Raw genomic sequence first — 25,174 nt, 5'->3', positions numbered from 1 at the left:
GACGTTTCAGTCCGCCAGTGCCAGCCACAGCGGCAGGGTAAGGGCTGACAAGACTGTGCCGGCAGAAATCAGGAAAGCGACGAACGGACCGTTGCCGCCCATGCGCGCCGCCAGCACATAGGCGCTGGACGCAGTGGGCAAGGCGGCGAACATAACGGCGATCTGCAACTGCAGGTGCGGCAGTTCCAGCCAGCGGCCGATGACAAAGGCAATTGCCGGCATCGCCAGTAGCTTGACGGCGGTAAGCCAGATGGCCATGCCCTTGGCTTCGTGCAGTCCGGACAGGCGCAAGCCGGCGCCGACCAGGATCAGCCCGAGCGCGATCGAGGCATTGCCCAGCCGTGACAGGCTGGCTCCCAGCACTTCCGGCACCTGCAAGCCGGCCAGGTTGAACAGCACACCGCACAGGGTCGACATCAGCAGCGGGTTTTTTACCATTTCGCGCAGCAGGCCGCCGTCCTTGCGGGTGAGCGCATGGACCGCTGCCATGTTGGCGGTCGGCACGGCAAAACCGATGATCAGCGCCATCAGGCCGACGCCCTGGTCGCCGGCCAGGCGCGACGCCAATGCGAGTGCAATATACGAATTGAAACGAAAGGCAGTTTGCACGCCGGATTCGAACAGCATCGGTCCGGGGCGGAACAGCGGCTTGGCCAGCCAGCCCAGCGCGATGCCGCCGGCCAGGGTCAGCATCGCCGTCTGCAGCAGCTTGCCGGTGCTGGCAAATTCCAGCGGCGCGCGTGTGGTTGAGTAAAACAGCAGCGCCGGGAACAGGATGTAATAGACCAGTTTTTCCGCGCCGCTCCAGAAAGCCTGGCCCCAGTTGGTGGCGCGGAACAGGATAAAGCCCAGAAAAATCAGCGTGAAGTCTGGCAGCAGCAGGGAAGCGATCGACATGAAACCGGAAGGGAAAGCTAGGGCGGGAAATAATGCTGGAAGATACTCGGCATGCCATGTTTCTGCAAGCTAATGATTTTCAGCTGCCCCAGAACAGCGCATAATGCCGTTTTCGCACTATGCATTTGCACTATTGGAAAGGTCACCATGGATTTCAGCAGCCCTCAGTTCTGGATCGCGCTCTTGCAGATCGTCGCCATCGATATCGTGCTGGGCGGCGATAACGCGGTCGTGATCGGCCTGGCTTGCCGTCGCCTGCCGCCGCGCGAGCGCAAGCTCGGCATCCTGTGGGGCATGGCCGGCGCCATCGGCTTGCGCGTGGTGCTGATCTTTTTCGCGGTGAGCCTGCTGGCGGTGCCTTACCTGAAAATCATCGGCGCCGTATTGTTGTTCTGGATAGGCATCAAGCTGCTGCAGCCGGAACCGGAAGAGGGCGGGCATCAAATCGAAGCCGGCACCACCCTGTTTGCCGCGATCAAGACCATTATCATTGCCGATGCGGTGATGAGCCTGGATAACGTGATTGCGATTGCCGGCGCCGCCGGTGACCACCTGGGCCTGGTGATTTTCGGGCTGTTGCTGTCGATTCCCATCATCCTGCTGGGCAGCCAGCTGGTGATCAAGCTGATGGACCGTTTCCCGATCGTGATCGTGGCCGGCGGCGCGCTGCTGGGCTGGATCGCCGGTGGCATGCTGGTGTCCGATGTGGCCGTCCACGATCAGGTCATGGCAGCGCTGCCGCTGGCCAAGTGGCTGGGCCCGGCGCTCGGCGCTATCGCGGTGGTGGCGGTCGGCAAGGCGCTGGCTGCCCGCACCGAGGCGCGGCGCGCCACGGGCTTGCAAGATCTGGCGGAAGCCAAGCAGTCGGAGCAGCCGCCCGCGGCCTCTTGATTCGCCCTTGCAAAATCATTCAAACCATTCACTGCGGAGAGGCAGATGTCCAAGATCCTGATTCCTATCGATGATTCTCCCAGCGCCTTGCGTGCGCTGGCTTACCTGGTCAAGAAAATCCAGACGGGGCGTGAAAACGCCGAGCTGCATCTGGTGAATGTGCAGTTTCCGCTGCATGGCGGCGTCTCTACCTTCATCGACGCTGCGCAAATCAGGCAAATTCACCAGGAAGACGCCGTCAAGGCGCTGGCCGGCGCGCGCAGCGTGCTCGACGAAGCTGGCATTCCTTACCAGACCCATGTGTTTGTCGGCGAGCCCGCCGAAGTGCTGGCGCGTTTTGCCAATGAACAGGGGGTCGATGAAATCGTCATGGGCAGGCGCGGCCAGAACCAGATTTCCACCATGTTGCTGGGCTCGGTTTCGCTCAAGCTCTTGAATCTGGCGAAAGCGCCGGTGCTGCTGGTAAAATAGCGGCGCTTTATTGTTGGAACAAATTTTGTTGATTGGCATCAGGGAAAAAGCCAGCTTGTTTGATATTCCTCAGATAGGTCTAAGTTTCCCCTGCTACAGTGTCTTTCCACCGGCATTCTTATGTTAAGCAACGCGCATATGCATGCATCATGCGGATGAATGTTGCTGAGTGGAAAGCCGTCAAAGGAAAGCAACACCGGACGAGTAGCGAGGAGACAGCAAAAAAAGACGGATTACACCGTGTGATGAGGAGACAGGTATTTTGAGAATGCCGCTACCAAAGCGGTCCAAAATGCCACAGCCAGGATTTGGGCGCGTCGCAAGACGCGCCCTTTTTATTATTGCTGCGCCGTTTTTATTGGCATTATTGCCGGTTCCTCTACGGCCGCTTTTACGCTAAGCTTTCTCATCATGAATTCCACGCAGTCCGGCCATATTTTTTCCGCGATCGTTGCCGCGCCTTTCGGCTTCGTCGGTATACGCAGCGACCAGGAATGGGTGCGCGAACTGGTCTACCTGCCGCCTGCGTTCGGCGCGCAAGCCCCGGCGAGCCGCCTTGCCGAAAAGACGGCGCGCCAGGTCGAGTGCTATCTGGCGCAAGCCGATTTTCGCTTCGACCTGCCACTGGCCGAAAGTGGCACCGCTTTCCAGCGCAAGGTCTGGCAAGCGATTGCCGCTATTCCGCGCGGTGAGGTGCTGACCTATGGCGCGGTGGCGAAACTGCTCGGCTCCGCCCCGCGTGCGGTCGGCCAGGCCTGCGGCGCCAACTGGTTTCCACTGGTGATCCCCTGCCACCGCGTGACTGCCAGCGGCGGCCTCGGCGGCTTTTCCAACCATGATGACGCCACCGGCTTTCATGTCGGCGTCAAGCGTTGGTTGCTGGCGCATGAAGGCGTCGCCGTTTGACAGTTAACGCCGTCAGCCCCCGCAAGCCGCACCGCGCCGCTGTCCCGGCCCCAGCCTTGCCTGCGGCCGACCAGGCCGCCATCGACGAATTCTGCGACATCCTCTGGCTGGAAGACGGCCTGGCGAAGAATACGCTGGAAGCCTACCGGCGCGACATGCGCCTGTTCGCCTCCTGGCTGCGGGCTGAGCGCGACCGCCACGTGCACGCCGCGCAGGCGGAAGACCTGCACGCCTATTTCGCCGCCCGGCATGCCGACACCAAGGCCACATCGGCCAACCGGCGCCTGGCGGTATTGAAGCGTTTTTACCAGATGGCGCTACGGCAGAACAGGATCGCCGCCGATCCCTGCCTGCACATGCAGTCGGCCAAACAGCCGCCGCGTTTCCCCAAGACCTTGTCGGAAGCCCAGGTCGAGGCGCTGCTTTCTGCCCCGGATGTCGCCACGCCGCTCGGTTTGCGCGACCGCACCATGCTGGAACTGATGTATGCCAGCGGCTTGCGCGTGTCCGAACTGGTGCTGCTCAAATCGGTCGAGGTCGGCATGAACGAGGGCGTGCTGCGCATTACCGGCAAGGGCAACAAGACCCGATTGGTGCCCTTCGGCGAGGAAGCGCGCGGCTGGATCGAGCGTTACCTGAAAGACGCCCGGGCGGCGATCCTGAACGGCCAGGGCGACGATGCGCTGTTCGTCACAGCCCGTGGCGGCGCCATGACGCGGCAGATGTTCTGGACCCTGATCAAGAAATACGCGCAGAAGGCCGATATCAACGCGCCGCTGTCGCCGCACACCTTGCGCCACGCCTTCGCCACGCATCTGCTGAATCATGGCGCCGACCTGCGCGTGGTGCAGCTGCTGCTGGGCCATGCCGATATTTCAACCACGCAGATCTATACCCATGTCGCGCGCGAGCGCCTGAAGCTGCTGCATGCGCAACATCATCCGCGCGGCTGAGCGCGCCTGAGCAAGCCTCAAGGCAAGGGCAAACTCGCCGGCGCAGCCGCCGGCAAAGTCGCATCATGCAGGGCCAGCCTGACCAGCACGGCGCCGTGGTCGGAAGCCTGCGGCAGGCTCAGCTGGACATGGTCGTTCAGGTACAGCACTTCCATCACCGCGCCGACCGCATCCGGCCAGTCGGGATGGAATTCCTTCGACACCAGCACATGGTCGAGGGTGTTGAAGACGCCCTCATGCATATGGCTATAACCGACATCGCGCGAAAAATCACGCCGCGTCTGGATGCGATAGCTGTCGAACAGGCGGCGGCTGAAGCCGTCCATATCGGCAGCCTGGGGCAGAGGCCGCCCGGCGCCCGTCACCATCTGGGTGGTGACCGCTTCGGCGATGTCGTTGAAGTCGCCCATGACCACCAGCGGCGCATGGCCGTCTGCCGGCATCAGGCCGTCAAGCACATGGCGCAGGCCCACCGCCTCGGTGCCGCGGCGGTACAGCGAGCGCAGCGAAGCCAGGTCGGACAGGGCGGGATCGGTGACATCCTCGCCGTCGAGATAGTCCGGCCGCTTGGATTTCAGATGCACCACCAGCACATTCACCGTCAGGTGCGGCGCGATCCGCACCGGTACGTATAGCAAGGGCCGGGTAAAACGCCTCAGCGGGCTGTCCAGTCGCGCCAGGCGCGCCAGCAGGGCCGGCGGCAGTTCGTGGAAAGCGGCCGGGGCGGCGGCGAACGGCAGCCGCGACACCAGCGCCACGCTCGGCGTCAGCGGTTCGATGGCAGGATCCGGATCGAAGCCTGCATGCAGCGCTTCGCGGTAATCGCGGGTGCGCGCCAGCACCGTCCTGAGGCAGGATTGCGAAAAGATTTCCTGAAAACCAATTACATCGGCATCGATTTCGTCGATCTTGTGCGCCAGCCAGTTCAGCTTGGCTTCGTATTCCTCCGGGGTGTAAGGCGGCAGGTTGTCGTAAAAAGTCATGCCCGGCGGCGCCAGATTGCATACATTGAAGGTCGCAAAGCGGATTTCTTGTTGCATAATAGCCCCCGGTTTCAATCTGCGAATCAATCTGCAAACAGGTTTAGCGTATCACGCATGGCAAAAAAAGAGCACGTTTCCGAAACGCCGGCGACGCAATTCCTTCGCCGGCATGGCATCGCCTTTTCCGAGCATCCGTATGCCTATGAAGAGCACGGCGGCACCGCCGTCTCCTCGCGCGAACTGGGCGTGGACGAGCATTGCGTGGTCAAGACCCTGGTGATGCAGGACGAGGCGGCAAAACCGCTGATCGTGCTGATGCACGGCGACCGCAAGGTCTCCACCAAGAACCTGGCGCGGCTGATCGGCTGCAAGTCGGTCGAACCTTGCAAGCCGGAAGTGGCCAGCCGCCATTCCGGCTATCTGGTGGGCGGCACATCGCCCTTCGGCACGCGCAAGGCGCTACCGGTATTTGTCGAACAAAGCATACTGGGGCTGGAAAAGATTTATATCAACGGCGGCCGGCGCGGCTACCTGGTCGGACTGGATCCACAGGTGCTGATGGCAAGCTTGCAGGCCAGGCCGGTCAATTGCGCGCTTGAGGATTGAGCGCTTCAAAAATGTAGGAAAGTTTCAAGGAAAGATAATGACTGTTTTGCTATTTGCGCTGGCTGCTTACCTGATCGGTTCACTGTCGTTTGCCGTGGTGGTCAGCCGCGTGTTCGGCCTGGCCGACCCGCGCACCTATGGCTCGAAAAACCCCGGCGCCACCAATGTTCTACGCAGCGGCAACAAGGCCGCGGCGGTACTGACCCTGCTGGGCGATGCCTTCAAGGGCTGGCTGGCGGTGTGGCTGGCGCAGGTCTTCGGGCCGCAATACGGCATCGGCGACGGCGGCATCGCACTGGTGGCGCTGGCGGTATTCGTCGGTCACCTTTGGCCGGTCTTTTTCAAATTTGTCGGCGGCAAGGGCGTGGCGACGGCGCTGGGCGTCTTGCTGGGCTTGAATATCTGGCTTGGCGTGGCGACACTGGCAACCTGGCTGATCGTCGCCTTTGCCTTTCGCTATTCTTCGCTGGCGGCGCTGGTGGCAGCCTTGTTTGCGCCGCTTTATTACTTCTACAGCCGGCAGTTCAGCACCGATCCCATCCTGCTGGCGGTGGTGGCGATGAGCGCACTGCTGATCTACCGCCACCGCGCCAATATCGCCAATCTGTTGGCCGGCAAGGAAAGCCGCATCGGCAGCAAGAAAAAAGGTCAAAAACAGTAGCCTGCGCCAAACGCCTGGTGCACGGCGCACGCTGCATCGTTACAGCAGCAGGAAGCACAGCATCGCGACGATGGTTGGCGGCAGTGCGGCAGCGAACAATCCGAGCGGACTGATGGATTCTTCATCGAAGCTGCCCTTGAGAATGGCAAAGCCTGCCGGGTTCGGCGCATTGGCGATCACGGTCAGGCCGCCGCCGGTCACGGCGCCCGCCACCAGGGCATACTTGGCCGTGTCAGAGATGCCTTCCACCAGCGACCCGAGGTAAGTCAGCGCCGCATTGTCGGTCACTGCGGTCAGCGCGGTGGCGCCGAAAAACAGCACGGTGGCATCCATCCCCGCCAGCAGCGGTTGCAGCCACCATTTCTGTTCGCCACCGAGGATCACCAGGCCGGCCAGGAAGAACGCCACCATCAGGCCTTCGCGCAACATCAGGGGATCCTGGTATTTTTTATAGGCTTCGGTGAATCCCAGGAAAAACAGGAGCAGGCCGAAGAACACCACCGGGTGGTGGATGAAGTACACCACGCCGAGCAGGAACAGCAGGTGGATGGCGATGACCAGCAGCGGCATGCCCTCCTTGCCGGTGTCGGCGGCAGTGGGTATCGCCAGTCCCGCCAATTCCTTGCGGAACACCCAGGCCGCGCCGGCCGCGTTGATGGCCACCGCCAGCGCCGCCTTCCAGCCGAACATGCTCAACATGAAAGTCAGGTCCCAGCCCCACTTGGCCGCCACCATCAGTACCGGCGGCGCCGCATAGGGCGTGAGCACGCCGCCGATCGACACGTTGACCAGCAATATCCCCAGCGTCACATACTTCAGGCGCGGCGAAATCGGCTGGCGGTAATAGCGGTCGCGCAGCAGCAGGGCAGCCAGGGTCATGGCGGCTGGTTCGGTGATGAAGGAGCCGAGCAGGGGCACCACGATCAGGCAGGTGACGTAATACGCAATCGAAGCCGACAGCGGCAGGCTCGCCGAGATCCAGTCCACCAGGCGCCTGGCCAGGTGCAGGATCGGCCGGGTGCCGGCCATCACCAGGATCACGAACACGAACAGCGGCTCGGTCAGGTTCTGCTGTTCCAGGTAGCCGACGGCAGTATCCAGGTCGGCCGTGGCGGCCATGAACAGGATCAGCACCATGGCCCAGAAGCCGAACACGGCCTCGACTTCGCCCAGCAGGTGGAACAGGCCCGCATGGCGCGGATGGGTATGCGACAGGTGGTCGAAGAACTTGGTGGAAAAGGTATGCAGGACCGCGATCGCAAACAGGGCGGCACCGGCGTACTGGATCAATTGGGCGGAAGGCATGTCGGGTTCCCGAAAGGGACAAACGTCAAAGCCTCATTTTCCCATAGATAACACTCTGAAAGATTCGCACAGGCGGATAGCGATCCGCCCAAGCTTACGCCGGCGGCAGTTCTTCCAGCGGCCAGCGCGGCCGCACCTGGAAGGCGTAGTCGCGCGTCGCGGCAGCCGGATTGCGCGCCAGTCGCTGGGCGCCGGCGAAGGCGATCATGGCGCCATTGTCGGTGCAGAATTGCAGTTCCGGGTAAAACACGCGGAAGCGCTTTTTCTGCGCTGCGGCGTTCAGGGCTGCGCGCAATTGCGCATTGGCGCCGACGCCGCCGGCGATCACCAGCCGCTTCATGCCGGTCTGTTTCATGGCATCGAGGCATTTGGCCACCAGCACCTCGACGATGGCGTCGACGAAGGCGCGGGCGATGTTGGCCTTGTCCTGTTCGCAGATATTGGCCGGATGTTTTTTCACCAGCGTCAGTACCGCCGTCTTCAGGCCGGAAAAGCTGAAGTCGAGGTTCTTCGAGTGCAGCATCGGCCGTGGCAGCTTGTAGGCGGTCGGGTCGCCGAACTCGGCCATGCGCGAAATCGCCGGCCCGCCCGGATAGCCCAGGCCCAGCAGCTTGGCCGACTTGTCGAAGGCTTCGCCTGCCGCATCGTCCATGGTTTCGCCCAGCAGCGTGTAGCGGCCGACGCCATCGACTTGCATCAACTGGGTGTGGCCGCCGGAGACCAGCAAGGCGACGAAGGGGAATTGCGGCGGGTCTTGCGCCAGCAGGGGCGAGAGCAGATGGCCTTCCAGGTGGTGCACCCCGAGTATGGGCTTGTCCAGCGCCAGCGCCAGGCCGCAAGCCACCGAAGCGCCGACCAGCAGCGCCCCCGCCAGGCCCGGCCCCTGGGTATAGGCAATGGCATCGATTGCCGCCAGCGGCGCGCCGCTTTGATCAAGGACTTGCTGCAATAGCGGCAGCGCGCGGCGGATATGGTCGCGCGAAGCCAGTTCCGGCACCACCCCGCCGTAGGCTTCGTGCATCGCCACTTGCGAATACAGGGCATGGCTGAGCAGGCCGCGTTGCGTGTCGTACAAGGCGACGCCGGTTTCATCGCAGGAGGATTCGATACCGAGGACAAGCATGGGGAGCGAGGCGCAGCGTTCGCAGACGCTGTTGGTTTGGATCAAGTACAGATTGTAGCGTATTCCGTTACCAACAGCGTCCGGCGACGAGAAAGTTGAGTCCGGATTTCATCCTCTCGCTGCAGGCAACAAAAGTATGCCGCATTGCAGAAATATTCAATGCGCCACTAATAGATATGGCATCAAACCGCATCCGCCCATGCCTTGCTTGCGTTGATCGCGCGCCGCCAGCCTTGCAGGTAGGCTGGCGCATTGTCCGCATCGTCGCCGGGCGTGAAGCGGCGATCGAGTTTCCACTGGCTCTGTATGTCTCCGATGCCGCCCCAGTAGTCGACCGCCATGCCGGCCAGATACGCGGCGCCAAGCGCCGTGGTTTCGGTGATTCTCGGCCGGATGACATCGACGCCGAGGATGTCCGACTGGAACTGCATCAAGAGGTCGTTCGCGACCGCGCCGCCATCGACGCGCAATTCCGCGATCCTGCTTCCCAAGTCCGATTCCATCGCCTTCAGCACTTCGTAGGATTGGTAGGCGATGCTGTCGAGCGCGGCGCGGGCAATATGGGCCGATGTGGTGCCGCGGCTCACGCCGAACAGCGTGCCGCGGGCGCGGGCGTTCCAATGGGGCGCGCCCAGGCCGGCGAAGGCCGGCACCAGGTATACGCCATCGCTATGCGGCACCGAGCGCGCCAGGGCTTCGATTTCCGAGGCGCTCTTGATGATGCCCAGGCCATCGCGCAGCCATTGCACGACCGCGCCGCCGATGAAGATGCTGCCTTCCAGCGCGTAATTGACGTGCTCGCCGATCTGCCAGGCGATCGTGGTGACCAGATTGTTGCGGGATTCGATCGGCTGGTCGCCGGTGTTCATCACCAGGAAGCAGCCGGTGCCGTAGGTATTCTTGGCCATGCCGGGCCGAATGCACATCTGCCCGAACAGCGCGGCCTGCTGGTCGCCGGCGATGCCGGCCAGCGGGATCGGCGAGGGAAAGACGGCAGTGCCGGTACGGCCGTAGACTTCGGATGACGAGCGGACTTGCGGCAGCATGCTGCGCGGGATCTGCAACGCTTCCAGCAGTTCCTCGTCCCATTCCAGGCGATGAATGTTGAACAACATGCTGCGCGACGCATTGGTGACATCGGTGACGTGCAGCCTGTGCTCGGTCAGGTTCCAGGCCAGCCAGCAATCGACCGTGCCGAAGGCGAGCTTGCCTTGCCCGGCGCGTTCGCGCGCCCCCGGCACGTTGTCGAGGATCCAGCGTATCTTCGTCGCCGACCAGTAGGAATCGATCGGCAAGCCGGTTTTCTTGCGCACCAGCGGTTCCAGTCCGCGCGTCTTCAATTCATCGCAGAAATCGGCGGTGCGGCGATCCTGCCAGACGATCGCGTTATACACCGGCTGGCCGGTCTCGCGGTCCCAGACGATGGTGGTTTCGCGCTGGTTGGCGATGCCGATGGCGGCGATCGACGCGCTGCTCAAGCCCGCGTGCGTCAGGGCTTCGGCGGCGACGCCGGCCTGGGTCGACCAGATTTCCTGGGGATCGTGTTCGACCCAGCCGGGTTGTGGATAGATTTGCCGGAATTCCTTTTGCGCCACCGAGACGATGTTGCCGGCGCGGTCGAATACCAGTGCGCGCGAACTGGTGGTGCCCTGGTCGAGTGCGAGTATGTATTGTTCAGCCATTACAGTATCTCTTTGCAATTCATGAAGAATTTCCAGCGCGGGTTCAAGGCGCCGGCGTCAAAGCCCCAGATAAGCCCGCTTCAAGCCCTCGTCGGCCAATAGTTCGGCGCTGCTGCCGGTCATCACGACCTCGCCGTGCTCCAGCACGTAACCGCGCGAGGAGTAGCTCAGCGAACGGTGCACGTCCTGTTCCACCAGCAGGATGGTGATGCCGCGCGCATTGATCTCGGGGAGCTTCTCGAAAATCGACTCGACCATGATGGGCGCCAGGCCGATGGAGGGCTCGTCCAGCAGCAGCAGCTTGGGCGAGGTCATCAGCGCGCGTCCGATCGCCAGCATCTGCTGTTCGCCGCCGGAAAACGAGCGCGCCAGCTGGCGGCGCCGTTCGGCAAGCTTGGGGAACATGCCGTAGATCCATGTCAGGTTTTCGCGGCTGCGTTTTTCGTCGCGCAGGATGTCGCCGCCGATGCGCAGGTTATCCTCGACGTCCATGTGGCCGAACAGCCGGCGCCCTTCCATCACCTGCGCCAGCCCCAGCCGGGCAATCTCGTGCGATGGCAGGCCGTTAATGCGCTCGCCGAGGAAGCGGATCTCGCCCGACTGGGTCGGCAAGGTGCCCATGATGGTGCGGATCAGGGTCGATTTGCCGGCGCCGTTGGCGCCGACGATGCTGACGATTTCGCCGGCCTGCACCGACAGGGATACCTGGCGCAAGACCTGGACGTCGCCATACCCCGAATTGATCTGTTTGACTTCAAGCACTGGCGGCTCCTGATGACTTGGAATGGGCGTCGCCCAGGTAGGCGGAAATGACCTTGGGATCCGAAGCGACGGCGGCCGGCAGGCCTTCGCTGATCTTCTGGCCGTGATGGATCACGACGATGCGGTCCGACAGCCGCATGACCGCCTGCATATTGTGTTCGATGACCAGCACGCTGATGCCGTCGCGGCGCAATCCCTGGATCAGGTCCAGCATTTCCTCGGTCTCGACCGCGGTCAGGCCGGCCATCACTTCGTCGAGCAGCAGCAGTTTGGGCTGCGTCGCCAGGGCCTTGGCGACCTCCAGGCGCTTGCGCCCGGACAGCGTCAGCGTGCGGGCGATGGTATCGCCGCGGCCGCCCAGGCCGACGCGATTGAGCACCTGTTCGGCGACGCGCCGGGCGTCCTGGCGCGAACGGTGATGCAGGAAGGCGCCCACCATGATGTTGTCGAGCACCGTCATGTCGCCGAAAGGGCGCACGATCTGGAAGGTGCGCGACAGCCCCGCCGCGCACAGGGCGGGCGCGCCCATGCCGTGGGTATGGCGGCCGTCGAAATGGATCTCTCCCTCGGTCGGATCCAGGAATCCCGAAGCGAGCGCGAACAGCGTGGTCTTGCCGGCGCCATTGGGGCCGATCAGGCCGATGATTTCGCCGGCGTTGACGCTGAAGCTGACATTGTCGATGGCGCGCAAGCCGCCGAAGCGCTTGCTGACGTTGCGGTATTCAAGTAGTGCCATATTGTTGTGCCTTTCCCGCCGCTTGGCGCCGCGTCGAAATTTTCTTCAGGATCGCCACCAGGCCATTCGGCTGCACCCGGATCACGATCATCAGTATCAGTCCGTACAGCATCATGTCGACGCCGACCATGCCGCCGGAAACGTGGCGCGCCAGCTCTTCGGCCGGATGCAGCAGCAGCGCGCCCAGCAAGGGCCCCCACAAGGTGCCGCGTCCGCCGATGATGCAGATCACCGCGATGACGACGCTGAAGTTGACGCCGAACACGATCTCCGGCGCGATGTACATGACGAACTGCGCATAGAAGGTGCCGCCGATGGCGGTCATGCCGGCGCTGATGATGGCGGCCAGCAGCTTGTAGCGGGTGGTGTTGACGCCCAGCGCCTGCGCCGCTTCCTGATCGTTGCGAATCGCGGTCAGGTAATAGCCGAAGCGCGAGCGCAGGATTGCCCAGTTGACCAGCAAGGCGACGGCGGTCAGCACCGCGATGATGACGAAATAAAACTCTTTGCTGGTGTGCTGGAAATACAGCGGCGCATCATGCAGCAGCGGCACTTCCATGCCGCGCGAACCGCCGAGCAGGCTGTCGGCGTTTTCCACCAGTGTCTTCAGCACCACGCTGGCGGCAATCGTGGCCAGGGCGAAGTAGGCGCCGCGCAGCCGGAAACAGGCGGCGCCGATCAGCACCGCCGCCAGTATCGCCAGCGCCACGCCGGCCCACATGCCCAGCCAGGGCGAGATGCCGAGGCGGCCGAACAGCCAGGTCGAGGTGTAGGCGCCGATGCCGAAGTAGGCCGCATGACCGAGCGACAACTGGCCGGCGATGCCGCCCAGCACGTTCCACGACAAGGCAAGGTAGCCGAACATCAGCGTGATAATCGCCACAGACAGGATGTACTGGCTGCCGCTGATCAAGGGAGCCGCGATCAGCACTACGGCCAGCGCGGTCAAGGCGCCGCGTCCGAAAAGGGATTTCGTCATATTACTCTTTCTCCACGCCAAACAGGCCAGCCGGGCGGAAGTACAGTACCGCCAGGAACAAACCGAAAATCAGGGCTTCGGCATAGGTCACCGGCATGAACTGGCTACCGACCGATTCCAGCACGCCGACCAGGATGCCGCCCCAGAAGGCGCCGCCAATCGAACCTATGCCTCCCAGCACCACGATGACGAAGGCGCGCATGCCGAAGACGTCGCCGACGAAAGGATTGACCGGGTAGAGCGACAGCAGCAGGCCGCCGGCCAGGCCGAGCACCAGCAGGCCGATCGCAAAGGAAAGCTGGAAGATGCGCGCGCTATTGATGCCGAGCACGCCGGCCGCTTCGCGGTCCTGGCCGGTGGCGCGGATGGCGCGCCCAAGGCGGGTCCATTTGAGGAAACCCACCAGGCCGGCGGTCGCCAGCGCCGAGACCGCCAGGCTGGCCACTTGCGGATAGGTCAGGATGTAGTCGGAAAAAATCAGCAAGCCATCGTTCCACGGCGAACTGACAGTACGATTGTCGGGGCCGGCGATGGTCAGCATCGCATTGTTCATGAAAATCCACAGACCCGTCGTGAAGATCAGCACGCCAATCGGTTCGCGCGCGATCTCTTTCTGATAGATGGCATCGATCAGATAGCGTTGGGTCAGATAGCCGATCGCAAACAAGGCCAGTGCGGTCAATGGCAGCGTCAAGAGTGGGTGCAGACCGGCCTTCATCGACAACCAGTACGAGACATACATGGCGAGCATCAGGAAGGCGCTGTGTGCGAAGTTGATGATCTTCATGACGCCGAACTGCAGACTCAGTCCGAGCGCGATAAGACCGTAGAGAGCGCCACTGGCGATACCGCTGAGCAGAGCTTGTATTAGGGTCGTGGACATAAAAAGTATTCCGAAAAACTTCGCCTCGAAGTGCGCGTCATGCCAGGCCAGTGGCCCGGCATGACGCGGGACGATAAAAATGGGTTTGTGAAATTGCTTACTTCGCCGCGGCGGCCGGCCAAGCCATCTTGTAGTCCTTCACCGCCACGTTGGCAGGCCAGACGGTGTAGTACTTGCCGTCGGAAATCTGCTGCATGACGTAGCGTTTCTTCTGGTTCTGGCCCTTGGCGTCGATCTCGATGTCATAGCCCAGCAACTTGGTCAGGTCGGTGTTCTGGATCTTGGTGCTGGCCAGCGCATTGCGGATCGACTCCGGATCAACCTTGCCGGCACGCTCCAGTGCATCCTTCAGGACCCACACCGCACCGTAGGCGCTGACCGACAATTCGTTCGGCTCGACCTTGTAAGTGCCGCTGAAATCGTCCCAGAAGCGCTTGGCGAACGGCGTGGTGACGGTCGAGGCATAGCCCGCCCAACCGTTGGTGGTGAGCACGTGGTTGGCAACTTCCTTGCCCACCGACGGCAGGAAGTTGGTGTCGATCTGTCCTGCGGCGTTGCCCATGTAAGCCATCGCCCCGACTTTCATCTGGGCAAACAGCTTGTGCAACTGGATCGCATCGCTGGAATAGGACGTCGCCACGACGATATCCGGTTTCTTGCCTTTCACCTTCAGCACCAGCGGGCGCAGGTCGGGCGAATTCGGCGGATAGGCTTCGTCCAGCACCACGTCGACGCCGATTTTCTTGAAACCGGTGCGCAGCGTGTTGGCCATGTCCTGGCCCCAGTCGGTGTTTTCATAGAGTATCGCCACAGACTTGGCCGGCTTGCCGGTGGTCTTGTTGACGTAATCGACGAAATCGACCGTGCTCTGGGCATTGCCGTAGGCGGGCACCTGGACCGGACGGAAGATGTATTTGAAGCCGCGCTCGGTGATGTCGGCCTTGGCCGCCAGATCGACCACCCAGGGCGTCTTGTACTTTTCCGCCACCACCGTGGCCGGGAAGGTGGTGCCGCTCTGGAAGGCGCCCAGCAGGACCGGCGTCTTTTCGCGGGTGATCAGGCGCTCGGCTTCCGTGATCGCGACCTTCGGGTCGCCACGGGTATCGGCTTCGACCAGCTCCAGCTTCGCCCCATTCAAGGACTTGATGCCGCCGGTATCGTTGATATGCTTGACCGCCAGATGGGTGGCGCGGCTCATGTCGCGGCCGATCGAGGCGGCGGCGCTGCCCGAGAGGGGAATCAGATAGCCGATCCTGACCGGATCGGCGGCAAATGCCGGCATGCCCGATAGCGCCAGCGTGGCGGCGACGACGGCCGTGGCGGTCGCGGACTTGAGGGCCAGCTTGGTGTTTCGTTCCAAACGTCGAGATTTTAACATTTTAGAGTGTCTCCTTTGGTGATGTTCCTGAACCGATTCAGGATGAAAAAACAGGGTGTCAAGAATTCCGATCAATTCCAGTCAAATCCGATCAAGCCAGCGCCCGGTAAGCGGCGGCGATCAGGCGCTCGGCGCGGCTATTCAACAGAACGCCGGCGCCCATCTGGTTCATCGTGTAGGCAAAACCCATGCGATGCCGCGGCGAGGCGAAGGCGACCGAGCCGCCCGCGCCGACATGGCCGAAGGCATCGTCGCCCAGCACCGCGCTATCGCAGCCGCGCGCACGGTTGTCCATGCTGCGCTGGAAGCCGGCGCCGAAGCGGGTGGGCACCTGCAGGCAGGCATCGAGATGGGTGGCCGAGGAAATCTCGGTCGCATCCTTCAAGCGCTGTGGGTCGATCAGTTGCAGATCGCCGCGCGCGCCATCCATGGCCAGCGTGCCATACAGGCGCGCCAGGCTGCGCGCGTTGCTGATTCCGTTGGCTGCCGGGATTTGCGCCGCATGGCCGATCCGCTTGTTGAATCCGCTCGGCCGCCAGCCGCCGGTATTGCGGAAATACAGCGCGGCAATGCTGTCCGGCTGCTCGGCAACGATGGCTTCGAAGGCATTGCGCGGCTGCGCGGCCGGCGGCGCCGGCACGATGGCGGCCACCCGCTCTTCGTGCTCCTGCGGCAAGCCGATCCAGAAATCGAGCTGCAGGGGAAGCGCGATGCGCTGCTGGAAGAATTCGCCCAGCGACAGCCCGGACACCCGGCGCACCAACTCTCCCACCAGCCAGCCGAAGGTCAAACCGTGGTAACCGACACGGGTGCCCGGTTCCCAGAACGGCGCTTCGCGCTCGATCCGGCCGACCATGGCATCCCAGTCGAACACGCTGCCATCCGGGAGCTTTTCGCGCAAGGCCGGCAAGCCGGCGCTGTGATCGAGAAACATGCGCGGCGTGATCGTGCGCCGCGCGCTGTCACCGAAAGCCGGCCAGTAGTGATGCACCGGCCGGTCGAGGTCGAGCAGGCCGTCCTGCGCCAGCAGGTGGGCGCACAAGGCGGTTGCCGGCTTGGTGTTGGAAAACACCACCGACAGGCTGTCGCGCAACCAGGGGCGCTGGCTGGTGTCGGCATAGCCGCCCCAGAGATCGACCACCGGTTCGCCGTCGATCTCGATCGCCAGCGAGGCGCCCAGTTCGCCGCCGCCGATGAAATTTTCAATGAAAGCGTCGCGCACGCCTTCGAACCGCGGCGCGCACCAGCCCGCGACGAGATGACGCGGGTCGGCGCTCAATGCATGCAGGGTGGATTCAGTGAGTGCTTGCACGTTCATTCTCAGCGGGTTTTCGGCGCGTAGGCGGAGTAGCCGAGCAGGTAGCGCACATCGTTGGAAAAGCCCGCCGCGACTTCGGGCGACAAGGTCGAGGTGAAGTCGCAGAAGCCCCGCAACCAGGACAGGTTGTAATTGCAAAGGATGGCGCGGCGCGGCTTGTCGGTGGTGTTCTGGCCGGAGCGATGCCAGGTGTTGGACAGCCAGATGGCAACCGACCCGGCCGGCGCGGTGAGGGTGACCTCACCTTCCATTGGATCGCTACCCCAGGGCGGAGACTTGCGCAGCTTGTGGCTGCGCGGCATGACGCGGGTAGCGCCGTTATGCTCGGTGAAGTCATCCAGCAGCCAGACGTTCTGGATCGTCAGCGGGAATTCGGGCAGCGGTTCGGCAATCTGGCCGAGCGGCGCATCGACGTGCCACGAGCCGCCGCCTGTGTGCGGCCCGATGCTGGTCGACTGGAAGTCGTGCAGGTTGCAATCCTGGCCGAGGATGTGGCGCACCATCGACAGCACCACGGGATGCTCGACCAGCGGAGCAAGGTCGGGCGCCTTGTTGATCAGGTTCCAGACGCGCTGGGATTTGTCCTGGTCGAACAGGGTCGGCAGAGGAATGAGATTCTTCGACACCTTGTTGAACGGCACCGGCCAGCGCGTGTCGGCGTTCTGGTGGCGGTAATACCGCACGCGCGCGACCATGCGTTCGGCTTCGGCATCGCTGATGTCGTAGGACTTCTTGTAATAGGCGGAGATCTCCGCTTCGTCCTCGGCCGGTGTGCCCTCGGTGGGATGGAAGGGCTGCGCCAGCTCCTTTTCCATCAGTTCCGCGACACGCTTGCGGGCCAGTTCCAGTTGCTCTTTCGAGAGCACGTTTTCGATGACGGCATAACCCTCTTCAGCAAGCTGCTGAGTCACCGCCTTGATATCAATTTGACCAGTCATTGCATCTCCTTTTGAGCTTCTGGTTGAACATGTTGCTTGGTTGTCGTTTCGGCAGTCGCCGGCACCGCGCGCAGTTCGCCGCGCGCCAGCTTGCCGACGCCAGTCTTGGGCAGCCCGGGGGCGAAGCCGATGGCGTGCGGAATCTTGTAGCGTACCAGTTGCGCGGCGCAATGGTTGAGCAGGGCTTCGACGAGCGGCGCGGCACCCGGATCGGCGACCACCCAGGCATGCACCACCTGGCCGTAGCGGGGGTGGGGCACGCCAAAGGCGGCGGCTTCCCGCACGCTGGGATGGGACAGCAGGACTTCCTCGATCTCGCGCGGATAGACGTTGAAGCCGCCGACATTGATGGTGTCGTGCTTGCGGCCCTTGATGAAAACGTAGCCGTCCTCATCCATGCAGGCGATGTCGCCGGTATGCATCCAGCCGTCACGCAAGACGGCGGCGGTCTCGTCCGGGCGGTTGCGGTAGCCCGCGCTCACGTGCGGCCCGCGCACGCGGATCTCGCCGGCTTCGCCCGGCGCCAGCACGCGCGAGGCATCATCGATGGCGACGATCTGCAGTTTGCTGGCGGGCACTGGCAAGCCCACCGAGCCGGGCTTGCGCACGCCGCGCGCCGGGTTGTAGGTCATGCAAGGGCCGGCCTCGCTCATGCCATAGCCTTCGAGGATCGGGCAGCCGGTGAGTTCTTCCCATCGCCGCAGGACTTCCTGCGGCAGCGGCGCCGCTCCCGAATAACAGGCGCGCAGGCTGCGCAGATCGGCGCCGGGCAGCTCCGGATGTGCAGCCAGGCTGTGGTAAATCGCCGGGGCGCCGGAAAACGAGGTCACGCGCCGGCTGCCGATGGTCTGCAACACCGCCGAGGCGTCGAAGCGGCGGTGAACGATGAGTTCCGAGGCGGCGTAGCATGCCAGGTGCAGCGACATCGCCACGGCCGATACATGGAACAGGGGCATCACGCACAGGACGGTTTCGGCGCCGTATTGCGTGGGCAGCAGGGCTTCGCGCTGCGCCAGATTGAAAGCCAGATGGCGGTGGCTGATGTTGACGCCCTTGGGGCGTCCGGTGGTGCCGCCAGTGTATTGCAGCGTCGCCAGGTCGTCATGGCCGGGCAAGTCCTCGGGCAGGGCATGCGCCTGCTCCGCGAGTGCGGCAAACGAGGCGCCGCCGGAGGTGGCGATGAAGCGCTCGGCGGGCAGGCCCGGGCAGCATGCGGCGATATCGGCTTTCGCCGTCTGGTCATGCACCACCATGCCGGGCGCGGCATCGTCCAGCATGAAACTCAGTTCCCTCGCGCTATAGCCGGGATTCAGCGCCACCACCTGCGCGCGCAAGGCATGCACGGCATAGGTTGCGATGGCCAGGTCGAGCGAGTTTTGCATCACCAGCGCCACGCGCTGGCCGGGACCGACGCGCTGGCGCCAGCTTGCCGCCAGCGCTGCCACGGCCGCCGCGTACTGCCGGTAGTTCAGCCGCGTGCCTTCAAAGCTGATGGCGGCCGCCTCGGGGCGCTCGCGCGCGGCCTCGGCCAGCATGTGCACGACCGAGGCGGGAATGCGCGGCAAGCCGCCGCTGTCCGGAAGCAGGTGTTTCATTGCGCGGACTTGGCAGCGAGCTTGTTGGCGATGCGCAGGTCGGTCTCTTCCCAGACCGTGCGCTTGACGCGCTCCTTGCCCAGCAGGGTGATCGGGTCCTGATTGTCGATGTGGCCGAACTGCCCCTTGTAGATGCTGTAGCCGCAGAGCTGCTGCAAGCGGGTCGGGAAGCGTGCGGCGATTTCGCGCGGAATGCCGAGCTGCAGGTTTTCCTGCTGCCGCATCCAGCCGGCGCAGTAATAGCAGGACAGCGCATAACGCCGTTCCTGGCTCGAATTGGCGCCGCCCTTGTGCCAGAGCGCGCTGTCGAACAGCATGACGCTGCCGGCCGGCATGGTGGCTGCAACGGTCTTGACCTCGCTGCCGTATTTCGGCGGGCTGTCGTACTTGTGGCTGCCCGGAACGATTTGCGTGGCGCCATTGGTTTCGGTGAAGTCGCTCAAGGCCCAGATCGCATTGACCGAGATCGGCGCGCGCGGGCGCGGCAACGGCAGCAACTGCGTATCTTCATGCAGCGGCTGCTCCTGCTGGCCGGGGTCGAGCGTCAGGGTGCACAGCGACGACAGCAGCAGTTCCGGATCGAGGATGGATTCGCTCAATTGCAGGATGTCGGGCTGCAAGGCGACTTGCCAGAACAGTTCGTCATAGACCAGCAGATTGTTGATCCGCACCGTCTTGAAGCCTTCGAAGGAAGTCTTGGCATAGCCGAAACCATGTTCGGCCTCGACCCGCAGCAGCGCCGCAATCAGGTCCTTGACGACGGCAGGGTCGATCAGGCGTTCGAGCACGACATAGCCGTCGCGGTCGAAACGTTCGCGGTAATCCTTCAATTGTTCAGCGCTTGGCATATTCGCTCGTCTCCGTTTGTTTTGCCGAGGCCGACCTGCACCGGTCGGCCCCTCATCGTTTTTTTCAATCCTGTCGCGTCGTGGCTGCTTCAAACCTTGGCCGGGGCGCTCAAGCCGGCATTCGCACCGGCGGGGCAGGGTGCGCCTGCGGCGCGCCGCAGGTCGGGCATGCGGGCCGCGATCCAGGCGTTCAGCAGGGGCTCGACGCCCCGTTCTAGATGCAGGCCGAGCTTGGAGCGCCGCCACAGGATGTCGGCGCCGGTAGCGGCCCATTCGTGCGCGACCAGGTATTCGACCTCGGCCGCGAACAATCCGGGCGCGATTTCCTCGCCCATCTGGTCCGGCGCGGTACGGCCGGTCAGCAGCAGATGGATGCGGGTCCCGTAGGCGCGCGCATAGCGCGCGACCAGCGGCGCCGGCAGCCAGGAATACAGTTTCTGCAGATCCTGCACGTAGCGATCGAACTCCAGTACCGAGCGGTTCGCCGGCCGCTCGCCATACAGGTCGCCGCCCGGCAGGCAGGCATGCTCGGTCCAGGCGCCCCGATGGTTGCCCAGGGCCGGTGCGATCCGATCAACGGCTTCCTCGGCCAGCTTGCGGAAGGTCGTGATCTTGCCGCCGAATACAGACAGCAGCGGCGCGCGCTTGCCGTGGCTATCGCCGGCATCGAATTCGAGGCGGTAGTCGCGCGTCACGGCCGAAGCGTTTGCCGATTCATCTTCCAATAGCGGACGCACGCCGGAATAGGACCAGACGACGTCGGCCGGCGTGATGCGCTTCTCGAAATAGTGGTTGGCCAGCCCGCAGATGTAATCCACTTCGCCCTCCTCGATCGCGACCTGGTCGAGACTGCCGCGATAATCGAGGTCGGTGGTGCCGAGCAACGTAAACTCGCGCTCATACGGGATGGCGAATACGATGCGGCCGTCCGAATTCTGAAAAATGTAGGCGTAAGGATGGTCGAACAGGCGCGGCACGACGATGTGGCTGCCCTTGATCAGGCGCAGCGCCTTGTTCGATTGCTGGCGCACCGAAGCCTGCAGGAATTGCGCAGCCCACGGCCCGGCGGCGTTGACCAGTGCGCGCGCGCGCACCGTCAGCGCACGGCCATCGGCGGTGCGCAGCGCCGCGGTCCAATGGTCGGCGTGGCGCTCCACGGTTTCGCAGCGGCAGCGGGGCATGATCTTGGCGCCCTTGTCGGCGGCGTCGATCGCGTTCAGCACTACCAGCCGGGCGTCGTCCACCCAGCCGTCGGAATACTCGAAGCCGCGCGAGAAGCCGGCGCGCAGCGGGGCGCCGGCCGGATGGCGGCGCAGGTCGATGCCGCGCGAACCGGGCAGCAATTCGCGCCGCGCCAGCAGGTCGTACATCAGCAGGCCGGCACGTATCATCCAGGCCGGGCGCTGGCTGGACTCATGCGGCATGACGAAGCGCAAGGGCCACATGATGTGCGGCGCTGCCCGCAGCAGTACCTCGCGTTCGATCAGCGCCTTGCGGACCAGTTGGAATTCATAGTGTTCGAGATAGCGCAGGCCGCCGTGGATCAGCTTGGTCGAGGCCGAGGAGGTGTGCGAGGCCAGGTCATCCTTCTCGCACAGCAATACCGACAGGCCGCGTCCGGCGGCGTCGCGCGCAATGCCGGCGCCGTTGATGCCGCCGCCGACGACCAGCAGGTCGCACTCAATGTGATGGGATGCTTGTTGCATTGTGCTTGTGTGAAAAGCCGGCTATGCCGCCTGTGTTTGTCTCTGCACTAGAAGATACGATATGATACGAACACAAGTCAACGATAAAATGATCATTTGAGTTCGATATAGTTCAGTGGGTTTCATTAAATGCAATTAAACGAACAAAAGAAACGGAAAAGGAGCTGAAATGACGTTCAATCCGCGTCAGCGCCGATTGCTGGAACATGTGCGCGCCCAAGTCACGGTGTCGGTGGAAGACTTGGCGCGCCAACTGAGTGTGACGCCGCAAACCGTTCGGCGCGACGTCAAGCAAATGGAGGAAGCCAAGCTGCTGACGCGCTATCACGGCGGCGTCGGCCTGCCGTCTTCGGTCGAAAACATCGACTACAACCAGCGCCAGGTCATGAACAGCGACGCCAAGCAACGTATTGCCGCCGTCGTCGCCGCCCGCGTGCCGCCCGCCTGTTCGCTGTTGATCAACATCGGCACCACCACCGAGGAAGTGGCACGCGCGCTGGCGCACCACCCGGACTTGCACGTGGTGACCAACAACCTGAACGTGGCGGCGATCCTGGCCGACAACCCGAAATGCGAAGTCATCGTTGCCGGCGGCGTGGTACGCAACCGCGACCGCGGCATCATCGGCGAAGTCACGGTGGATTTCATCCGCCAGTTCAAGGTCGATATCGGCATCATCGGCATCTCGAGCATCGATTCCGACGGCACGCTGCGCGACTTCGACCCGCGCGAAGTGAAGGTGGCGCAAGCCATCATCGAACAGTCGCGCGCGGTCTGGCTGGTGGCGGACCGCGACAAGTTCGGCCGGCAGGCGCTGGTGCGCATGGCCCACCTGTCGCAGGTTGACGTGCTGTTTACCGACGCGCCGCCGTCGGCCGCGATGGCAAGCGTGCTGGAGGAGGCCGGAGTGGAAGTGGTGGTGGCGCCGTAGTTCAACCCGCGACGGTGCCCGAGAGATCAACCAGGCGTGTACGCGCGCGTGAGGCCGACGTCATCGACCCGCATCAATTGCGTATGGCCGCCCGAGCCCAGCAAGGCGACGCCGGTTTCATCGCAGGAGGATTCTATGCCGAGGACAGGCATGGGGAGCAGGGGATGTGAAGTGGGTGCGGGTTGGTGCGATTCTTGCGTGAGATTGTCGCGTAATCTGCCGTGGTCGGCGTCCCGACCACGTAAACAATTGGCAATCTGATAAACATGCAGGCTTCAACCAACGAACTCCGATCGCTGCGCATCGTCGTGGTCAATAGCGTGGTGCCGCCGGAAGACGAGCACAACGAGGCCGCCTGGGCGGCCGCCGAACGCGCGCGCGCCTTGCGCATCGGCCTGCTGGAAGCAGGCTACAACATCATTGCCGTGTTCCCGGCCGACATGCACCTGCCGGAACGGGTCGCCCAGCTGCAGCCGGACATGATCATCATCGACGCCGAGTCGGACGCCCGCGACGTGCTCGAGCACGTGGTGGTAGCTACCCGCGATGCCCGCCGGCCGATCGTGCTGTTTACCGAGGATGACGACAAATCGAGCATGGAGGCAGCCATGGATGCGGGCGTGTCGGCCTATGTGGTGGCCGGACTGCATGCCGAACGTGTCAAGCCGGTGCTGGATGTGGCACTGGCGCGCTTCAATGCCGACCAGAAGCTGCGCGCCGAATTGTCTGATACCAAACTCAAGCTGGCCGAGCGCAAGACCATCGAGCGCGCCAAGGGGCTGCTGATGGAGCGGCACAAGCTGAGTGAACCGGAAGCCTATGCAAAGTTGCGACGCCTGGCGATGGACAAGAACCTGAAACTGTCCGACCTTGCCCAACGCATCCTGGACGTTGCCGATCTGCTCGGTTGAGCCGTCTTTTAGCAGACTCTGCACAGGAGTTGTGCATCGACGAGCGGAAATTGCCACGAATGCGTGCAAATTGTGGCGATCAGGGCTGGCACGCGGATTGCACTGGAATTACGATGAATAAATGATGGCCGCGCGGCCAACGTCGGTTGCGCAGCCAGGACAAAGGCGTCTTTGCCAGCAGAGCCATGCTCGCTGGCAGGATGCCTTTTTGTTTTTCCGCGCAAAAGCCTATCAGCAGGAGCAGTAATGACAAAACACGCATTGGGTGGATTGGGTGGATCGCCCGCCGCAGGCGCCTGGACCGCCGGCTCCGATCGTCCGGAAAAGCAGGAAGTCCGGATCGGCTTCATGCCGCTGACCGATTGCGCCTCCGTGGTGATGGCGTCGATCCTCGGGTTTGACAAGAAATACGGCATATCGATCGTGCCGACCCGGGAAGCGTCCTGGGCCAGCGTGCGCGACAAGCTGGCCAGTGGCGAGCTGGATGCTGCGCAAGCCTTGTACGGCCTGGTGTATGGCGTGCACCTGGGGATCGGCTGCGCCCGCCGTGACATGGTGGTCTTGATGACCTTGAACCGGAATGGCCAGGCGATCACCTTGTCGAATCACCTGGCCGGCAAGGGCGCGCGCGACGGCGCATCGCTGGGCAGGCTGATCAAGCAGGAGCCACGTCATTACGGCACGTATACCTTTGCCCATACTTTCCCCACCGGCACCCACGCCATGTGGCTGTATTACTGGCTGGCCGCACACGGCATGCATCCGCTGCGCGATGTGCGCGTGGTGACTGTGCCGCCGCCACAAATGGTGGTTAATATGGCGCTCGGCAATATCGACGGCTTTTGCGCCGGCGAGCCATGGAATCATCGCGCGATCGCCGATAACGTCGGCATCACCGCTGCCGCCAGCCAGGACATCTGGCCGGGTCATCCGGAAAAAGTGCTGGGCGCGAGCGCCGGATTCGTGCGCCGCTACCCGAATACCGCGCGCGCGCTGACGGCGGCCGTGCTGGAAGCCAGCCGTTGGATCGATGCTTCGGCGGCCAACAAGCTGCGCGCGGCCGAGACTATCGCCGGCAAGGCCTATGTCAATACCTCGGTCAATGTGATCAGCCCACGCATGCTCGGCCATTACAGCGACGGCACCGGCGGCAGCCACGACGATCCGAACTGCATGGCATTCCACCAGGATGGTGCAGTGAATTTTCCCTACCTGTCCGATGGCATGTGGTTCCTGACCCAGCACAAGCGCTGGGGCTTGCTGAAAGAACATCCGGATTACCTCGGCGTGGCGCAGGGGATCAACAGGATCGATTTGTACTGCGAAGCGGCGGCCATGGCCGGCGTTGCCGTGCCCGATAATCCGATGCGCAGCAGCACCCTGGTCGATGGCGTGGTGTGGGACGGCAGCGCACCGGCCGCCTATGCCGATGGCTTCGCTATCCGTCATGCCTGTGCGGCTTGAGGGAGTCGGGTCGCGCCATTTTGATGCGTGTGCACGCAAATGGCGCAAAAAAATGTTCGCCAGTATGGTGGCATCCGGGGAAATGCGGCGCTTCTGGCTGGCACGTCAATTGCATTAAGGTAGACAAGCGCCAATGATGGCGCAGCAATCAACGATTATTCCGACCAACGATGGTCGGGATGGTCCGGGACAAAGGTGTCCGTGTCGTGCGGGATTTTTCCGCAGCGGCCGGGCACCTTTTTTTATT

General features: G+C 63.1%; 25 protein-coding genes. 9 read left to right on the top strand and 16 right to left on the bottom strand.

Features of this window, described 5'->3' with window-relative positions; translation table 11 throughout:
- Positions 1-6: 6 nt before the first annotated feature.
- Entirely contained in the window at positions 7-897 is an 891-nt protein-coding gene (locus D3878_RS11360; RefSeq protein ID WP_119785561.1) for an AEC family transporter, read from the bottom strand.
- Positions 898-1,044: 147 nt separating this feature from the next.
- Between D3878_RS11360 and D3878_RS11355 the strand changes: the two genes are divergently transcribed.
- The 4 genes from D3878_RS11355 to xerD all read left to right on the top strand — a co-directional run bounded on the left by D3878_RS11355 (position 1,045) and on the right by xerD (position 4,118).
- Entirely contained in the window at positions 1,045-1,788 is a 744-nt protein-coding gene (locus tag D3878_RS11355; protein ID WP_119785560.1) for a TerC family protein, read from the top strand.
- A gap of 45 nt (positions 1,789-1,833) precedes the next feature.
- Positions 1,834-2,259, top strand: coding sequence for a universal stress protein (locus D3878_RS11350; RefSeq protein ID WP_119785559.1), 426 nt, complete (start codon positions 1,834-1,836; stop codon positions 2,257-2,259).
- A 411-nt stretch (positions 2,260-2,670) separates the two neighbouring features.
- Complete coding sequence (locus D3878_RS11345) at positions 2,671-3,165, top strand: methylated-DNA--[protein]-cysteine S-methyltransferase (RefSeq protein WP_119785558.1); 495 nt, start codon at positions 2,671-2,673, stop codon at positions 3,163-3,165.
- Positions 3,166-3,221: 56 nt separating this feature from the next.
- Entirely contained in the window at positions 3,222-4,118 is an 897-nt protein-coding gene (xerD, locus tag D3878_RS11340) for a site-specific tyrosine recombinase XerD (RefSeq protein WP_119787843.1), read from the top strand.
- Between the two features lie 17 nt (positions 4,119-4,135).
- On the opposite strand, the gene D3878_RS11335 is transcribed toward xerD, so the two are convergent.
- Positions 4,136-5,158 (bottom strand): endonuclease/exonuclease/phosphatase family protein, encoded by a 1,023-nt coding sequence (locus D3878_RS11335; RefSeq protein WP_119785557.1) that lies wholly within the window; start codon positions 5,156-5,158, stop codon positions 4,136-4,138.
- 57 nt (positions 5,159-5,215) lie between these two features.
- Here D3878_RS11335 and ybaK point away from each other — a divergent pair, with 57 nt between their 5' ends.
- Both ybaK and plsY read left to right on the top strand, forming a co-directional pair.
- Positions 5,216-5,707 (top strand): Cys-tRNA(Pro) deacylase, encoded by a 492-nt coding sequence (gene ybaK / locus D3878_RS11330; protein ID WP_119785556.1) that lies wholly within the window; start codon positions 5,216-5,218, stop codon positions 5,705-5,707.
- A gap of 37 nt (positions 5,708-5,744) precedes the next feature.
- Positions 5,745-6,368: a glycerol-3-phosphate 1-O-acyltransferase PlsY gene (plsY, locus tag D3878_RS11325; RefSeq protein WP_119785555.1), complete on the top strand. Its 624-nt coding sequence runs from the start codon at positions 5,745-5,747 to the stop codon at positions 6,366-6,368.
- Between the two features lie 39 nt (positions 6,369-6,407).
- Here the strand turns inward: plsY and D3878_RS11320 are convergent, their stop codons facing one another.
- The 13 genes from D3878_RS11320 to glpD form a co-directional block, all read right to left on the bottom strand.
- The gene (locus D3878_RS11320) at positions 6,408-7,673 is read right to left on the bottom strand and encodes a putative Na+/H+ antiporter (RefSeq protein WP_119785554.1); all 1,266 of its coding nucleotides are present in this window, start codon (positions 7,671-7,673) and stop codon (positions 6,408-6,410) included.
- Between the two features lie 94 nt (positions 7,674-7,767).
- Entirely contained in the window at positions 7,768-8,796 is a 1,029-nt protein-coding gene (gene tsaD / locus D3878_RS11315) for a tRNA (adenosine(37)-N6)-threonylcarbamoyltransferase complex transferase subunit TsaD (RefSeq protein ID WP_119787842.1), read from the bottom strand.
- 182 nt (positions 8,797-8,978) lie between these two features.
- Positions 8,979-10,478: a glycerol kinase GlpK gene (gene glpK / locus D3878_RS11310; protein WP_119785553.1), complete on the bottom strand. Its 1,500-nt coding sequence runs from the start codon at positions 10,476-10,478 to the stop codon at positions 8,979-8,981.
- A 57-nt stretch (positions 10,479-10,535) separates the two neighbouring features.
- Positions 10,536-11,240 (bottom strand): ABC transporter ATP-binding protein, encoded by a 705-nt coding sequence (locus D3878_RS11305; protein WP_119785552.1) that lies wholly within the window; start codon positions 11,238-11,240, stop codon positions 10,536-10,538.
- Entirely contained in the window at positions 11,233-11,976 is a 744-nt protein-coding gene (locus tag D3878_RS11300; RefSeq protein ID WP_119785551.1) for an ABC transporter ATP-binding protein, read from the bottom strand. The genes D3878_RS11305 and D3878_RS11300 overlap by 8 nt, the downstream gene beginning before the upstream one ends.
- Positions 11,963-12,955, bottom strand: a complete 993-nt coding sequence (locus D3878_RS11295; RefSeq protein WP_119785550.1) for a branched-chain amino acid ABC transporter permease — start codon at positions 12,953-12,955, stop codon at positions 11,963-11,965. Before D3878_RS11295 ends, D3878_RS11300 begins: the two co-directional genes overlap by 14 nt.
- A gap of 1 nt (position 12,956) precedes the next feature.
- The gene (locus D3878_RS11290) at positions 12,957-13,838 is read right to left on the bottom strand and encodes a branched-chain amino acid ABC transporter permease (protein ID WP_119785549.1); all 882 of its coding nucleotides are present in this window, start codon (positions 13,836-13,838) and stop codon (positions 12,957-12,959) included.
- Between the two features lie 97 nt (positions 13,839-13,935).
- Entirely contained in the window at positions 13,936-15,216 is a 1,281-nt protein-coding gene (locus D3878_RS11285; RefSeq protein WP_119785548.1) for an ABC transporter substrate-binding protein, read from the bottom strand.
- A gap of 91 nt (positions 15,217-15,307) precedes the next feature.
- Entirely contained in the window at positions 15,308-16,528 is a 1,221-nt protein-coding gene (locus tag D3878_RS11280; RefSeq protein ID WP_199688147.1) for a serine hydrolase domain-containing protein, read from the bottom strand.
- Between the two features lie 8 nt (positions 16,529-16,536).
- Positions 16,537-17,472 carry a phytanoyl-CoA dioxygenase family protein gene (locus tag D3878_RS11275; protein WP_119785546.1) on the bottom strand — a complete coding sequence of 312 codons (936 nt, stop codon included), beginning with the start codon at positions 17,470-17,472 and terminating at the stop codon, positions 16,537-16,539.
- Positions 17,469-19,067 (bottom strand): AMP-binding protein, encoded by a 1,599-nt coding sequence (locus tag D3878_RS11270; protein ID WP_119785545.1) that lies wholly within the window; start codon positions 19,065-19,067, stop codon positions 17,469-17,471. Before D3878_RS11270 ends, D3878_RS11275 begins: the two co-directional genes overlap by 4 nt.
- Positions 19,064-19,915 carry a phytanoyl-CoA dioxygenase family protein gene (locus tag D3878_RS11265; protein ID WP_119785544.1) on the bottom strand — a complete coding sequence of 284 codons (852 nt, stop codon included), beginning with the start codon at positions 19,913-19,915 and terminating at the stop codon, positions 19,064-19,066. The genes D3878_RS11270 and D3878_RS11265 overlap by 4 nt, the downstream gene beginning before the upstream one ends.
- Positions 19,916-20,004: 89 nt before the next feature.
- Positions 20,005-21,621 (bottom strand): glycerol-3-phosphate dehydrogenase, encoded by a 1,617-nt coding sequence (gene glpD, locus D3878_RS11260; protein ID WP_119785543.1) that lies wholly within the window; start codon positions 21,619-21,621, stop codon positions 20,005-20,007.
- Between the two features lie 169 nt (positions 21,622-21,790).
- Here glpD and D3878_RS11255 point away from each other — a divergent pair, with 169 nt between their 5' ends.
- A complete protein-coding gene (locus D3878_RS11255; protein ID WP_119785542.1) occupies positions 21,791-22,552 on the top strand; it encodes a DeoR/GlpR family DNA-binding transcription regulator in 762 nt (253 codons plus the stop codon).
- Between the two features lie 26 nt (positions 22,553-22,578).
- Here D3878_RS11255 and D3878_RS24645 read toward each other — a convergent pair whose 3' ends face one another.
- Positions 22,579-22,704, bottom strand: coding sequence for a hypothetical protein (locus D3878_RS24645; protein WP_274381909.1), 126 nt, complete (start codon positions 22,702-22,704; stop codon positions 22,579-22,581).
- Between the two features lie 114 nt (positions 22,705-22,818).
- On the opposite strand from D3878_RS24645, the gene D3878_RS11250 reads away from it, so the two are divergent.
- Both D3878_RS11250 and D3878_RS11245 read left to right on the top strand, forming a co-directional pair.
- Entirely contained in the window at positions 22,819-23,463 is a 645-nt protein-coding gene (locus D3878_RS11250) for an ANTAR domain-containing response regulator (RefSeq protein ID WP_119785541.1), read from the top strand.
- A 246-nt stretch (positions 23,464-23,709) separates the two neighbouring features.
- Positions 23,710-24,927, top strand: coding sequence for a CmpA/NrtA family ABC transporter substrate-binding protein (locus tag D3878_RS11245; RefSeq protein ID WP_119785540.1), 1,218 nt, complete (start codon positions 23,710-23,712; stop codon positions 24,925-24,927).
- Positions 24,928-25,174 lie beyond the last annotated feature (247 nt).

The sequence above is a fragment of the Noviherbaspirillum sedimenti genome (genome assembly GCF_003590835.1).
Taxonomy (GTDB): domain Bacteria; phylum Pseudomonadota; class Gammaproteobacteria; order Burkholderiales; family Burkholderiaceae_D; genus Paucimonas; species Paucimonas sedimenti.
This window is presented reverse-complemented; position numbering and strand designations above follow the sequence as displayed.